Source organism: Pseudanabaena sp. UWO310, assembly GCF_006861605.1.
Lineage (GTDB): Bacteria > Cyanobacteriota > Cyanobacteriia > Pseudanabaenales > Pseudanabaenaceae > Pseudanabaena.
The window spans coordinates 55331-69684 of record NZ_SELU01000002.1; the positions used below are offsets into that span (position 1 = coordinate 55331).

At 44.4% G+C, this 14354-nt stretch carries 11 protein-coding genes and 1 other RNA gene; 5 read left to right on the plus strand and 7 right to left on the minus strand.

Annotation, left to right across the window (positions count from 1 at the left end; all coding sequences use genetic code 11):
• Positions 1-276 precede the first annotated feature (276 nt).
• An RNA gene (rnpB, locus tag PseudUWO310_RS01315) (RNase P RNA component class A) lies at positions 277-727 on the minus strand.
• 517 nt (positions 728-1244) lie between these two features.
• On the opposite strand from rnpB, the gene PseudUWO310_RS01320 reads away from it, so the two are divergent.
• Positions 1245-2054, plus strand: coding sequence for a SpoIID/LytB domain-containing protein (locus tag PseudUWO310_RS01320; RefSeq protein WP_055075293.1), 810 nt, complete (start codon positions 1245-1247; stop codon positions 2052-2054).
• Between the two features lie 124 nt (positions 2055-2178).
• Positions 2179-2463 (plus strand): 4a-hydroxytetrahydrobiopterin dehydratase, encoded by a 285-nt coding sequence (locus PseudUWO310_RS01325; RefSeq protein WP_009628057.1) that lies wholly within the window; start codon positions 2179-2181, stop codon positions 2461-2463.
• A gap of 53 nt (positions 2464-2516) precedes the next feature.
• On the opposite strand, the gene galE is transcribed toward PseudUWO310_RS01325, so the two are convergent.
• The 5 genes from galE to PseudUWO310_RS01350 form a co-directional block, all read right to left on the minus strand.
• Positions 2517-3506 (minus strand): UDP-glucose 4-epimerase GalE, encoded by a 990-nt coding sequence (gene galE, locus PseudUWO310_RS01330; protein WP_142598377.1) that lies wholly within the window; start codon positions 3504-3506, stop codon positions 2517-2519.
• A complete protein-coding gene (locus PseudUWO310_RS01335) occupies positions 3503-3832 on the minus strand; it encodes a YlxR family protein (RefSeq protein WP_223805489.1) in 330 nt (109 codons plus the stop codon). The genes galE and PseudUWO310_RS01335 overlap by 4 nt, the downstream gene beginning before the upstream one ends.
• Positions 3833-3928: 96 nt before the next feature.
• Entirely contained in the window at positions 3929-5167 is a 1239-nt protein-coding gene (gene nusA, locus PseudUWO310_RS01340) for a transcription termination factor NusA (protein WP_142598378.1), read from the minus strand.
• 130 nt (positions 5168-5297) lie between these two features.
• Positions 5298-5759, minus strand: coding sequence for a ribosome maturation factor RimP (rimP, locus tag PseudUWO310_RS01345; RefSeq protein ID WP_055075298.1), 462 nt, complete (start codon positions 5757-5759; stop codon positions 5298-5300).
• 501 nt (positions 5760-6260) lie between these two features.
• Entirely contained in the window at positions 6261-6488 is a 228-nt protein-coding gene (locus PseudUWO310_RS01350; RefSeq protein ID WP_142598379.1) for an indolepyruvate ferredoxin oxidoreductase subunit alpha, read from the minus strand.
• Between the two features lie 508 nt (positions 6489-6996).
• Here PseudUWO310_RS01350 and PseudUWO310_RS01355 point away from each other — a divergent pair.
• Positions 6997-7665 (plus strand): hypothetical protein, encoded by a 669-nt coding sequence (locus tag PseudUWO310_RS01355; RefSeq protein WP_142598380.1) that lies wholly within the window; start codon positions 6997-6999, stop codon positions 7663-7665.
• Positions 7666-7790: 125 nt separating this feature from the next.
• Positions 7791-8930: a glycosyltransferase family 4 protein gene (locus tag PseudUWO310_RS01360; RefSeq protein WP_142598381.1), complete on the plus strand. Its 1140-nt coding sequence runs from the start codon at positions 7791-7793 to the stop codon at positions 8928-8930.
• A gap of 382 nt (positions 8931-9312) precedes the next feature.
• Here PseudUWO310_RS01360 and PseudUWO310_RS01365 read toward each other — a convergent pair whose 3' ends face one another.
• A complete protein-coding gene (locus PseudUWO310_RS01365; protein WP_142598382.1) occupies positions 9313-13053 on the minus strand; it encodes an NB-ARC domain-containing protein in 3741 nt (1246 codons plus the stop codon).
• A 163-nt stretch (positions 13054-13216) separates the two neighbouring features.
• On the opposite strand from PseudUWO310_RS01365, the gene PseudUWO310_RS01370 reads away from it, so the two are divergent.
• Positions 13217-14314: a glycosyltransferase gene (locus PseudUWO310_RS01370; RefSeq protein ID WP_142598383.1), complete on the plus strand. Its 1098-nt coding sequence runs from the start codon at positions 13217-13219 to the stop codon at positions 14312-14314.
• Positions 14315-14354 lie beyond the last annotated feature (40 nt).

Genomic DNA, 14354 nt, shown 5'->3' on the forward strand with positions numbered 1-14354 from the left:
GGTTAATTTCAATCAATAAACGCAAAATCTCGTCACTATTTTGAGGTCGATTGGCGCAAGGCTTTAGAAATCAAGCATTCTGACCATGGTTAACTTAAGCTAAAAACTGCGGCGCACTCTGCGCGTGCGCCGCAGTTTTTAGGGTTTTAAAAGATCATGGACAGATCATGGACATAACTGCGGTTAAGATCTGCGCTCAAGAGGGCGAGGCAAATACCATAGCCCCTGACCTCTTGATCTAGATAATTTATCGTTGTAATTCATCGTTAATTTGAATAGGGAGAGTAAGACATAAGCCGGGTTCTGTTTCGGGAGTTTTATCAACTACCCTAGCGGTTATCTATCTGGGATGTTTGTTACCAAACACCTCATGCGGCACACACTCAATGGCGATCGCCTAGCTTTCGCTAAATAATCGCATTAAGCAACGGACATAGGATCGACTGAAGATCGCAACACCTATATCCTCTCGCCTTGCTTCCAACTGGGGTTTACCGAGCCAGAGCCTCACGACTCTGCTGGTGCGCTCTTAACGCACCTTTGCACCCTTACCAGTTGATCTCTCAACTGGCGGTATCTTTCTGTGGCACTATCCTCACGATCGCTCGCACTGGGCATTATCCAGCAGCCTGATCTTCATGGAAGCCCGGACTTTCCTCAAAACCTATACTCAAAAACATTTTGCAATGACTTTTGAGTCAGATTTCGCAACCACTCGCTTGCTCTCCCTTATTACCATTATGTACCAAAGGACGTTACGGTACAAAGTGTGGCTTCTAGTATTCTCTAGTATTCTTGGGTTGGGCGATGGTTGCAAAAAATTATTAAGTAAGCAACTGGATACAATTAAATATAAAACTCTAAAACCTATAGCGCACGCGCAGCGTGCGCTATAGGTTTTAGTTATGTTTTTTAATTATGCCCAGCTACTTAAGTGGGCTTAATTAAATCTAAAAAACCTAAAATCTGCGGCGCACGCGCAGCGTGCGCCGCAGATTTTAGGTCTGGATTTTAATTGTGTTGAGGTGCTTAGCAAAAAATTAATGCAAAAAATTAATACATTAATTTCGATAATTTCATGCAAAAACTGGTATAAGTATGCGGAAATAATGTTTATCAAAATCAAGTTGTTTTGCTAAACTATCTGGTTATTCGGGGCTAATCTTAAAAAGCCTTAATATTGAATGCCCAACTCATATAAACAATTTTACATTCTTTGATTACAGGTGTGAGTGACTAACTAAATGATGAAACACTTCTCCAAAGGGATGTACACGCTGATTTTGTCCTTGATGTTGGTAATTGTTGCAGGAGTTTCACAAGCTGCTGCCGCAAACTTATTGAGGGTTTTGGTCAGAGAGGAAAATGGCTCTAAAATGTCTGTAGCTGTGACCCAACCAGCAACTCTACAAACTTCAGGACAAGCGAGCCGTCGTCTCGATCCTGGTAAATGGTATACGTTACCGCTTACCTCGGCATATCGCATTACCCCTAGCAATAACGGATTGGTGCAGGTTGGCAGTAATCTTTATCCAGGTGAAATTGAACTTCGTGCTTGGAATAATAAGGCGATCGCTGTTAACGTACTCTCCCTTGAGGAATATCTTCGTAGCGTGGTTCCCAGTGAAATGCCTGCCAGTTGGCATATGGACGCATTAATGGCGCAAGCAGTGGCTGCTCGTAGTTATGCTGTTAATACCCAAAGGCAGCGCAAATGGGGCGAGGCTCCCTACGATCTAGTCAGCGATACGCGCGATCAGGTATATAAAGGCTTCTATCGTTTCGACCCCCAAACAGGGCAAGCGATCGCCTTAATTCACAGTCGTAGCGATCAGGCGGTTGCTTCCACGGCGGGCTATATGCTTCGCCCAGGATTTAAGGGTTATTACCGCGCCCGTCTTCCCCGCAACTGGATTAGTTGGGGTGGTGGATATATGCCTGTCTCTGACGGGCAACACCTCGATCAAGAAATGACGCAACAGATGGCTGAAAATGGCTGGAACTGGGTGCAGATTCTCTCTTGGTGGTATCGTGATCAACCCATTAAAAACTAATAAATTAAGTAGCTAAACCCTAACAATTTGCTTAGGACATAAAACTCCAAAGATGAGTGGCGGCGCTTCGCGCCGCCACTCATCTTTATCTATAATTCACGGCAATTAACTATGGCAATTAACTATGGCAATTAACAAGTTATCTGAAGTCGAGATTTCGTCAGCGATCGCTCAACTAGCGGGTTGGGCTGTGGTTAATGGCAAGTTACAAAAAAACTTTAAGTTTCGTGATTTTGTAGAAGCCTTTGGCTTTATTAGTAAAGTTGCGATCGTTGCTGACAAGATGGGACATCATCCCGAACTTTTTAATGTATATAACAAAGTGACGATCGACCTGACTACCCATGATGCCAATGGGATTAGCGCCCTTGATTTTGAATTAGCACAAAAAATAGACCGACTTTTATAGCATTTTTCATTGCCGACCATTTAACAAAAAGGGGCGCTTTGCGCCCCTTTTTGTTAGCAATGACGCTTTTGGTGCCATTGCCATGCATGGCGCAAAATCAGATTTAGATCGGCGTATTTAGGTTGCCAATTTAAAATTTTTCTAGCCTTCTCGCTGCTGCCCACTAACGCAGGTGGATCACCTGCACGGCGATCGCCCATTACCACAGCGATCGGCTTGCCCGTGATTTGCTTTGCCGCATCGATGACCTCTTTAACAGAAAAGCCATTACCATTACCGAGATTAAAGATTTCACTCCTGTTTCCATCGAGTAAATATTGCAATCCTAATACATGGGCATCGGCAAGATCAGTAACATGAATATAGTCGCGAATGCAAGTTCCATCGGCGGTTGGATAGTCGGATCCATAGACTGTAATGGCATCGCGTTTACCCATTGCTGTTTGTAAAACTAGGGGAATTAAATGGGTCTCAGGATCGTGATCCTCACCGATTTCTCCCATGGGATCGGCTCCTGCGGCATTGAAATAGCGAAAAATTACCGACTTAAGACCATAGGCAACATCGAAATCTTGCAAAATACGCTCGACCATCAGTTTGGTAGCCCCATAGGGATTAATCGGCGCTTGGGGATGATCTTCAGTAATTGGTATTTGTTGGGGTACGCCATAACTGGCACAGGTGGAGGAAAAAACAAAGTTTTTGACATTTGCTGCAACCATTGCCTCCAACAGGGATAAAGTGCCAACGACATTGTTGCGATAGTATTTATCTGGTTGGCTGACAGATTCGCCCACATAGGCATAGGCGGCAAAATGCATGACAGCGCTAATTTGGTGATCGCTAAATAGGCGATCCAGTAATGGGCGATCGTTTGTATCTCCAATAATTAATTCAGCATCGAGCGTTGCGGCAATATCTTGATGCCCATAAACAAGACTATCTAAAATCAAAACCTGATAGCCAGACAGTTGTAAAGCTTTTACGGCATGGGAACCGATATAGCCTGCCCCACCTGTGACCAAAATGGTTTGCTTACTCATTGCGTTTGATGATTTTTATTAATTAACTCAAGTCGTGACTTGAGAATATCAAAAATATCAGGCGGAATATGGGTACGGAGCGATCGCCCCAAACGATTTTTCTTCTGAGCTATTTGTAAACAATCGAGCTTTTGGCATAGGTATGCCGAGCGTCCCATGCCTTGATCGAGCTGGATCTGAAAATGTTGATGGACATTTTCCCGATCATTACGATCATCTTGATCGTTTTGATCAGGAGCGATCGGTACACGTACGACACGCCAGAAATTATCGCGCAAAGCAATACATTGACAACTAACACAACGTCGGTGCAGCTTCAGAGCCAAACTAATTTACTCCTTATCCTTATGTGGTAGCGCTAAATAGGTAAGGATGGGCGGCGCTTTGCGCCGCCCATCCTTACCTTATTTTCATTGACATGCCTAGTTATTCTCGTCGTCCTCATCTTGGTCAAAACTATGCAAGACAACCCGATTTTCTCCAGCCCTTGTGGAGGCGGCTTCCATCTTGCGATCTTCTTCGTTGTAATCGTACTTCGCCAAATTTTTAATATCGATTTTCCAACCAGTGAGACGAGCAGCCAAGCGAACATTTTGCCCTTCTTTACCGATCGCCAAACTCAACTGATCCTCAGGTACTAGCACATGGGCAATTCTCTCATCGGCGTTAATCAACCGCACTTCCTGAATTCTGGCAGGGCTTAGCGAATTGGCAATATAAGTTGAAGGGTCGGGTGACCAGCGAATTACATCAATCTTTTCACCGCGCAATTCGGATACGACAGCCTGAATTCTGGCTCCGCGTGCGCCAATACAAGCACCCACAGGATCGACATCCCGTTCGAGGGTATCTACGGCAATTTTTGTCCGAGGTCCTACCGCAGGTGATGGTGGATTGGCTTCTCTCGCCACTGCCACAATCCGCACGATTTCTTCCTCGATCTCAGGCACTTCATTGGCAAATAGGTACACGACTAGCCCAGCATCTGCTCGCGATACTAATAGTTGGGGACCTCGACGCGATCCCTCAAATACTTTCTTCAAATACACCTTGAGGGTCATGTTCGGACGATAGGGTCTTTCGCCCGCTAGTTGTTCACGTTTGGGAAGTTCTGCTTCGACCTCAGGTTGACCAAATCCACTACTGACTGCAACAATAACCGAGGTGGTTTCAAAACGAAGTACGCGCCCTTGGAGCACAGTCCCCTCAACATCTTGAAACTCTTCTTGAATGATTTTGCGTTGCTGATCTCTGAGCTTTTGCGCTAATACTTGCTTGGTCTGGATTGCCGCCATCCGACCAAAATCCCCTTGTTCTGGAGTGACATCGACGACTACAGTTCCGCCTGCTTGAGCTTCAGGTGCAACTTCCCGTACCTCTAACAATCCAATTTCATGATCGGCATCGCTAACTTCATTAACGATCGTTTTGGTCGCTAAAACTCGAAATCCTTCACCTTCGAGATCGAGTTCTACATCAAAGTTATTAAAATGCTCTTCTTCAAAATTAATACCATCGGAGCGATAGGTTTTCCGAAAGCGTTCGTAACCCTTGAGTAAGGCTTCGCGTAACGCATTTTGGACGGCATGTTTGGGAAGATTTCGCTCTTTGCTAATCACTTCTACCATCTGTCCCAATCCAGGTAAATTCAACAATGACATAAATTTTGCTCGCTATGATAAAAACTAAATAATTTCAAAATGTGAAGGTTAGGATGTCGTCAAGCCCTTGGCATCCCATATACGCAGTCGGGCTGATTAATTGCTTATGCCGCTTTTCTTGATTGCCGATCTATTCCATTTTTGCTAGTTCAACGCGATCGACAAGTTCGCGGGGAATATTTACAATTCGACCTTTGATACTAATGGTTACATGGGTTTCGTTTCTTGCCATGAGATGACCACTCCAGCTTTGTTTACCATCATGGGGAACGGTCGTACTGACGTTGATCATAAAGCCTCGGAAAGCGACAAACTCGCGATCGCCCTGTAACTGCCGTTCGGCACCTGGGCTAGAAATTTCTAACACATAGGCATGGGGAATTAAGTCGATCTCATCGAGGACAGCCTCCAGAGCACGGCTCATTCTTTCACAGTCATCTAATCCTGTATCTTGGTCGAGATTGCGAATATCGACCCGCAACACGATCGGGTTTTTATTGGTATGCAGCACCACATCGACCACCTCTAACCCAAGGGGCGAGGCCACTTCTTCAGCAGTTTGAAAAATTTGCGGAATTAGAGGATGACTCATAAATAAAATTGTGATCTGAGCGTTGATTTATGCTTTTGATGCGAGCTTTGATAAGGAGAAATCACGAAGAGTGAAATCTTCTCGAAGCAGTTTGAAAGGACAAATTAAAAACAAAAAAGTGGGACATTTGCCCACTTTTGCAGTGATTTTAACTGTAACCGATCGCTGCAAAAAACATCACAGGTGCGATGCTCTAGCTGCTATAGACTCTAGTCTTACCTGCAAAATAACAAACAGGTAGTAATCGAGTTTACTTCTTCGGAGCTTGCGTACTATCGGGAAAACACAATTATCTTTGCGTTTACTTCTTGCAAGTATTTGCAAACGTCGAGACTTGTCGACTAGTACTTAAATTTATTCTATCACGCCCCTTTAGCATCTAGAACAAGATAGGACTTTTTACGACAATTTTGTCATCATACGATGGGTAAAAGTAGCATTAAAAGAACCAGAGAGCATACCGCCCGCGCAGCGGGCGGTATGCTCTTCTGGTTTTTAAGTTTACTTATGTCTAGCTACTAGCTCAGGACGTTCTTCGGGAACTATTGCTCCCTGTATGGGGCATACCTGTAGGCAAACTCCACAGTCAATACAGATTTTAGGATCAATCCTAAACCAAATAGTTCCCTTAACATTTGCCCCCTCGCCTTGTTCAATACAAGCTACGGGGCAGGCAGGGACGCATTCTGCTATGCCTTCACATATATTTGATGCGATCGTGTAAGCCATGTGGGTTCTATATCCTAGAGTTCTTAATGTAACAAAAATAACAAAATATAACTTATGCATAACCGATATATAACTTTTTTACGAAAAAAAGGCATAGGTTAGGCGTTGCGCTTTCTGTTTTTCCATGTAAGATACATACATCGCAGCTAGGCTGTAGGAAGTTAGCTGCATAAATCAAACCAAATTTTTCGTCGCTAGGCGATTTCAACTATTAAATTGGGTAGTTTGTAACTTCTCTATAACTGAAGTAGGTCTTAGCATAGGGCAATATGATCTACCAAGCATATGTAGTTCCAAGCTGCAATCGGTAACATTTCTAGATATGTAACTAGCTACTGTTGCTCCAATTATCCAATATTCTTCTTTGATAGTTAAGTAGCTTAGAAATAGCGATTCTAAGTGGTGATGGTGGTGCTAAAGTCCATACTTTCTATCTTGTTAATCGCATAGATTCACCAGATCTTTTGCAGATCATCTATAAAAATTCACAAAATAGGTTTATAAAGTAATGAAATACTTATCCTCTGCCATTCTTTCAACTGTCGGTGTAGTTGCTGTTTCCTTTTCTACAGGTGCTGCAAATGCTGCAAGTTTTAGTTATGGCGATCTTATTATATCGACAGGTGCTCTAAGCGGTGCTGCATCAATCAACTTTGCTAATGGCACTGGTTGGTCTGGAAACTACAATTTAGTAAATGGTAGCGTTGTCAATCAATACGCTAATCCTTTAGGTAATGTTGGCCCTTACTCTGCTACTGAGCCTACGGGTGCTTCTATTCCAGGACTTAACTCTGGTTCTGCTACCTATACCTTCTCTGCCCCCGTTTCATCCTTTGCTTTCCTTTGGGGTTCGATCGATCCTGGCAACTCAATAACCATTAATTACAATGATGCGCCTTCCGATACAATTACGGGAGCACTAATTGCCTCTCAACTTGGACTCACTGCTGATGGCAGTTGGACGAGCCCAACCAGCAATGCTGTTTTAACTTTTGCTGACGATGCACTTGACAAGGCTATTACATCGATTACTTTCCAATCATCGACAATTGCCTTTGAAGTTGCTCCAGTGCCCGTACCCGTTCCTGCCATTGTGCCTGGTATTGCTTTAGCTGCTGCTTTCTTTGGTGGCAAGGCTATCAAGCGTAATAAGAAGGCTAGTGATTCTGTTGCTTAATTCTGATTAAGTAGCAAAAACATACATTCAGGTAGCAGTTACCTGTCAGTATTAAAAGGAAGCCGAAGATAGCAATTTGCTATCTTCGGCTTTTATGCAGCGATGTCAATAGTTAATAAGGTTTTATGAAAACGTTACAGCTAGGTACCAGCTGGTTTTTGGAAGAGGCAGGTGGATTGGCGCGGGTTTATTACGGATGTGTGAACTATCTGCCACAAGTAGGGGTTGGGGTAAGTGGTTTAGTGGCTGGTTCCGATCGCGTTGAGCAAAGCTCTAGAGGATTAGTACAAACCTTTGCTAGTACGCATAGTGGAACTTTACAGCGATCGCTAGGTGTCCGAAAAGCCTTTAAACAGGTCATCAGCAATTCCCAATTTGATTTGGTCGCGTCGCATTTTGCCCTATATACCTTTCCCATTCTCGATCGCTTAGGTAAACTGCCGTTGGTGATTCATTTTCATGGTCCTTGGGCTTTGGAGAGTAAAGCGGAAGGGGCGGGAAAATTATCGGTTTTTGGGAAATGGGCGATCGAGAAATTGGTCTATGGTCGGGCGGATGGATTTATTGTTTTGTCGGAGGCCTTTCGGCAGATTTTACATAAAACCTATGGTGTGCCGTTAGAAAAGATTTTTATTGTAGGCGGTGGTATTGATACCGCCGAATTTAAGGTGGATTTAACGATCGCCCAAGCTAGAGAAAGATTGGGCTGGGCGCAGGATCGAAGGATTATTCTCTGTGTGCGCCGACTGGTGCAGCGTATGGGTTTGGATAACTTAATTGCCGCGATCGCTCAAGTCCGTCAGCAGTATCCTGAGGTTTTACTTTTGATTGCTGGGAAAGGAGCGATCGCTGAGAGTCTGCGATCGCAGATTCAGCAATTACAACTGGAAGACTCGGTAAAACTATTGGGATTTGTTGCCGATTGCGACTTGCCGATCGCCTATCGAGCAGCGGAGTTATCGATCATTCCCAGTGTATCGCTAGAAGGTTTTGGACTAATTGCGATCGAGTCTCTGGCGGCTGGCACACCTGTATTGGGAACACCCATTGGTGGTATTCCTGAAATTTTGCAGCCATTTTCTACGGATCTCATCTTGGAGGGCAGTACGACTAGTCAATTAGCACAAGGAATAATTGAAGCCTTGTCAGGGCAAAGGCAAATGCCAAAGAGCGAAGCCTGTCAAGATTACGTTCGGCAAAATTATGATTGGCAAGTAATTGCCCAGCAAATGAAATTGGTTTACGAGCAGGTGCTCCAGCGATAGAGTTTATACCAAATCACAAAATGGCGTAGCCATTTTGTGATTTAAAAACCCTTATTGGGTTTAGTTTTCAATTCCCAAAAGTGTAGCCACACTTTTGGGAATTGGTATTAATACTAATTCACGAAAGTGTTGTCACACTTTCGTGAATTAGCGTCAGTTCTGGTTAAGATGGCAAATTCTCAAAGCCCACAAGTAAAAGCCTTGCGTAGCAAGGCTTTTACTTGTGAGTTTTGAGAAAGGGTTTGCTACGCAAACCCTTTCTCAAAGCTCGTTTCAAATTATCCCGAACTCACGTTGAATTAAAAAACAAACCCAATAAGTTATACCAAAACTAAAAATGGCGTAGCCATTTTTAGTTTTGGTATAACTTATTGGACTGGGGCTATTTGGGGTCTTCGATCGCTCCGAGGGCAATGAGCTTAGCTTTTTGGGCAGGGGTTAACCCCGTGGCATCGGTAATATTTAGCCCTTCATAGGGGCGTGGCTCTCGATAGGTTCTGATACATTCGCCAGTTTTGACATCCCATAGCTTGACGGTTTCATCACGGCTACTACTCGCCAGAAAATTACCATCCGTGGAAAATTTCACCGCATAAACAGTTCCCGTATGCCCGATTAGCTTATTAATTGGTTTACCACTTTGCCAGTCCCAAATGTTGATTTTGGTATCTTCACCCGCACTAGCCAGTAAGATGCCCTTGGGATCGGCCGCAATAGTTAAGATATTACCCTCATGTCCTAGCCCCTCAGATACCAGTTCGCCATTCTGAATATTCCATCGATAAATGAATTTTTCGCCACAACCAAAGGCTAGATGGGGGTGCAATGGCATGAAGGTAATATTGGAAGTTAGGGAGGTCAGTTGATTGAGCGTATGGAGGCAGTTGCCCGTATGGGTGTCCCAGATCTTGACGGTTTTATCGCGGCTACTGCTAATGAGATGGCGATTGTCGGGACTAAAAGCGATCGCTAAGATTGCCGCCGTATGCCCCTGTAGCACTTGAAAACATTCGCCAGTGACAATATCTCTTAACTTAATTTCCTTGCTAGTTTCACCTGTAGCTAGCAACTTTCCGTCATGACTAAATACCAAGGTGCGGGCGAGATCGGGATGTTCGCTAATTGTGGCTAGGCAGTTGCCGCTGCTGACATCCCATAATTTGATCGTGCAGTCTTCGGCGCAACTTGCCAATAGAGTACCGCTAGGACTAAAGGCAACTTGCCATACATGTCCAGCATGACCATGTAAAGCCCGAATACATTTACCTGACTGGACATCCCAGAGGCGAATAATGGAGTCGTCACCACCACTGGCGAGGAGGCTTTGTTCGAAATTAAACACCACGGAGCGGATGGCATTGGTATAGCCCTGTAAGATCCGAAACTGCTGTCCTGAGGTGACTTCCCAGAGATTGAGTAGATGCTCGTTGGAAATATTTCCCGATGTTTGGCTATCGTTTTGGTTACTGGGTGTTGACCACGATCGCCCTGTATGTCCTTGAAAAGTCCGCATACAGAAACCTGTATCGATCTCCCAAAGCTTAACCATTTCATCGCCGCTACTACTGGCAAGCTCTAAGCGCGTGGGATGAAAGGCGACGGAGCGCACCCAATGGTTATGCCCTGTTAAGGTTTTAAAGCATTGAGCGGTTTTGAGATCCCAAAGCCGAATCGTGCGATCGCCGCTACCCGTCGCAAGGGTCGAGCCATCATGGCTAAAGTCAACCGCAAACACCGTATGGGTATGACCAGTAAAGGTCTTAATGCAATTACCTGTTTCGACATTCCATAGTCGCGTGGTTTTATCTTCACTACCACTGGCGAGGATGTTGCTACTTTTGCTAAAGGCGATCGACCAGATGATATCTTCGTGCCCTTCAAGCATACGAATACATTCACCCTGATCGATATCCCATATTCGCACCGTACAATCATCACTGCTGCTTGCCAGCAAGTTGCCTTGATTGCTAAAAGTCACTGCTTCGACAATATCCTCATGACCATGAAATATCTTGATGCATTGTCCTGATTTCCATAGGCGCACAGTGCGATCGGCGTGTCCGCTTGCCAAAATTGTGCCGTCAGGGCTAAAGGCAACGGACATAACCGCACCGATATACCCTTGCAAAGTATTTAAACAATCGCCCGTCGATACATCCCATAATTTGATCGATTGATCAATGCTACTGCTAGCTAAGATCGAGCCTTCAGGATTAAAAGAGACCGAAACGACCCATCCTTTATGTCCACGATAGGTTAGTAATGGCTTGCCATCACTAACTCGCCACAGATGAATATCTCCTTTCGTATCGCCGATCGCTAATAGTTTGCCATCAGCGCTAAAGTCTACCGACAGGACTCCGCCAATTACTTCCGCAAATACGGATTTAATCAGCGCTGTTTTGGCAAAGTTAACTCGATGGAGCTTCACTTCCGACAAGTAAGCTTGACGAATGGCTAGATAGGAAAAGTCCTTACCTGTTAAATCAAAGTCGAGATGACATAACAAATTAATAATATTGCCACCGCCATAGCCAAAGGTGGACTTAAGCTCGCCATCGGGACGCAGTTCACGTCGGCGCAATTCCTCAAGGGGATGAAATAGCTCTTTGGCTACCATCTGATTGCTACCCAAACGTCCTAAGAGTTTAGCAATCAAGGGTTCTAAAATTAACCGAATTTGACTTTGGCGAACGTAGTCCTTTGCCGTGGCTTTAATTAAAGCGTAGTGGCGGAGGTAGAAAAGTTGGCGATTGAGTTTTGATTGAATGCTTGGCAAAATTCCGAGGGGATGCTCTTGGGTAATTTCTTGATAGATTTGCTCGATCAGGAGATTGGTGACGAACTCCATTACCACGGGCTGCTGTGTAAAGCCTGCGGCAGTATGCTCGACAAGAGAGCGTCGTTTTAGCGATCGCAGAGACATCATCAGATGATTTTGCTCCATCGTGGGCACGATGTCCGAATGAAGCTCTTGAGGCTGGACGGGTTCGCGATTAATCGCGAGCCAGATCATTACCTGTTTTTCATGGGCGGTTAATCTCTGATATTGCTGCTCGATCAGATTGCCAATGCCGCTAAAAATAATGGTTTTCTGCTCTAAAAAGCGATCGATATTGCCTGAATAGAGATCCTTAATCGAAGTAGCGGCAATCTTTAGGGCTAAGGGATTACCGCGATACCAATCCACTAGACGATGTAAATTACCCGTTACGGCTCTAATACCTTTGGACTCCAATACCCGCTCGGCGGCGGATTCATCGAGTCCATCCAGTTGTAAAGCTCGTACGGGAAGGATATCGCCCTCCAACATCGCGACTTCTTCAGGCATTTCACGGCTAGTAATAACCATGCAGCTACGATGCGACACTTCGCCAACCCTTCTTAACAGCGAACCATAGCCTTCGTAGTCCTTGCGATATGCCCCCGCTTGGGCTTCATCTTTAAGTACGGATTCAAAATTGTCTAGTACCAATAAACAGCGGTAGCGCTGTAAATATTCCAACAGTCTGGAGATGAGGGCATTGATATCGGTTGTGTCGGGAGTTTCGCGCTGTTGAGATAGGAAATGAATGATCGCCACTAACATTTCGCTAGGGGTTTTGGCATTATTTAGCGATCGCCATACCACGAAGTCAAATTTACCCTGTAAATGTTGGGCAAGCTTGACAGATAAGGCGGTTTTACCCAATCCTCCCATACCCAAAATCGCCACTAGGCGGCAGCGATCACGATCAACCCATTGTTCGAGAATCCCTAACTCGGCACTCCGACCATAAAAAAAAGTTACGTCAATGACATCGCCCCAGTCTTGGTTGCTGTTGACCGTAGGATTGGCATGGGGAGCAATGGCGAGAGACTCCGCTTTCCGCAACTGCATCTGACGGCGAATCACATTCTGGACTGTGCTTTTGGTTACTTTTTCACCAAAGGTTTCTGTTAACAAGTGCCAAAGCTTATGGCTGACCAATTTAATATAGCCAGCATCATAACCCGTCTGCTTCGCAATCTCGGAATAAGACAAGCCCTGCCATACTCCTAGAAAGACAGACTGCTCGACCCGAGTCAGACTGCGCTCTTCTAATGACAACTCTATAAATGTTACCGCCTCATCAGCCGTCATAGATGCGCCTTAAAGATCTAAATATAACTTTTATATAACTTCTCTTCTGTCATTCTAAGACGTTTTATGGTTTGTTGTATTTTGTTGTGAACATTGCTTTTTGAAATTAGTAATGAAATTAGTAATTTGAAATTATAAATTTAGTGAGTCTCATCAAAATTAAATGAAAATTGCTCTCGTTCATGACTATCTAACACAACGTGGTGGTGCTGAAAGGGTATTTGAGCTTTTATGTCAACATTTCCCCGACGCAGATATTTTTACCTCCGTCTACGATCGCCATAACACCATTGATTTGGACAATCGCGAAGTCCACACCACATTTTTGCAGAATATTCCCGCAACTCGTAAGTATTTTCGCTTATTTGCGCCATTTTATTACTCGGCTTTTAGGGCTCTGGATCTCAAAGCCTATGACTTAATTTTGAGCAGCAGTGCTAGCTTTGCCAAAGGAGTACAAAAACGACCTGACGCTTTGCATATTTGCTTCTGCCATAACATTACGCGATTCCTGTGGGACACTAATACCTATCTCCGAGAATATGGAGCCTATAGTGTTCTGAAGCCATTGATTGAGTTGGTGTTTGCCAAGATGCGACAGCAAGATATTTTTTATGCGCAATCACCCGACTACTACATCGCTAACTCAACTACCGTAGCTAAGCGCATTCAGGACACTTACCACAAAGAAGCCTTAGTGATCAATTATCCCATCTCCGATCGCCGCTTTATTTTTGATGATCAAAAAGATGATTATTGTCTGGTTTCTTCGAGACACCTCAGTTATAAGCGCCTTGATATAATCGTCAAAGCTTTTAACCAGCTTGATCTACCCTTGATTGTGACGGGAGAGGGCCCTGAAACGAAACAATTACAAACCAAAGCAGGTCGTAATATTAAATTTCTCGGTCATGTAAGCGATCGCGATCGATGTAACCTCATGTCAAAGGCTAAGTTTGTGATTGTTGCCGCTTTAGAAGACTATGGGCTGGTTCCTATCGAAGCCAATGCCAGCGGTACGCCCGTGATCGCCTACGGTGCTGGTGGTGTCTTGGATACTCAAATTTCAGGGCTTACGGGTATTCTATTTGAGCAACAAACTGCGGATTCCTTAAAAAACGCCGTTATTGAGGCTCAGACTATAGACTGGGACTATGCGAAAATCCGAGATCATGCCCTTTCTAACTTTTCCGAGGCGGTCTTCTTTAAAAAAGTCGATCAAACTTTAGCGGAAATCCTCAGCAGCAGAGAAGTTCAATAATTCAACTAGTAATTCAACTAAGTAATTCGACTAAGTAATT

Excerpts from the sequence above, each read along its gene's own strand:
- rimP (WP_055075298.1), bottom strand. The coding sequence starts at position 5,759 with ATGAGTCATCCTCTAATTCCGCAAATTTTTCAAACTGCTGAAGAAGTG.
- PseudUWO310_RS01350 (WP_142598379.1), bottom strand. The coding sequence starts at position 6,488 with ATGGCTTACACGATCGCATCAAATATATGTGAAGGCATAGCAGAATGC.
- PseudUWO310_RS01355 (WP_142598380.1), top strand. The coding sequence starts at position 6,997 with ATGAAATACTTATCCTCTGCCATTCTTTCAACTGTCGGTGTAGTTGCT.
- galE (WP_142598377.1), bottom strand. The coding sequence starts at position 3,506 with ATGAGTAAGCAAACCATTTTGGTCACAGGTGGGGCAGGCTATATCGGT.
- PseudUWO310_RS01320 (WP_055075293.1), top strand. The coding sequence starts at position 1,245 with ATGATGAAACACTTCTCCAAAGGGATGTACACGCTGATTTTGTCCTTG.
- PseudUWO310_RS01370 (WP_142598383.1), top strand. The coding sequence starts at position 13,217 with ATGAAAATTGCTCTCGTTCATGACTATCTAACACAACGTGGTGGTGCT.
- nusA (WP_142598378.1), bottom strand. The coding sequence starts at position 5,167 with ATGTCATTGTTGAATTTACCTGGATTGGGACAGATGGTAGAAGTGATT.
- PseudUWO310_RS01325 (WP_009628057.1), top strand. The coding sequence starts at position 2,179 with ATGGCAATTAACAAGTTATCTGAAGTCGAGATTTCGTCAGCGATCGCT.
- PseudUWO310_RS01360 (WP_142598381.1), top strand. The coding sequence starts at position 7,791 with ATGAAAACGTTACAGCTAGGTACCAGCTGGTTTTTGGAAGAGGCAGGT.
- PseudUWO310_RS01365 (WP_142598382.1), bottom strand. The coding sequence starts at position 13,053 with ATGACGGCTGATGAGGCGGTAACATTTATAGAGTTGTCATTAGAAGAG.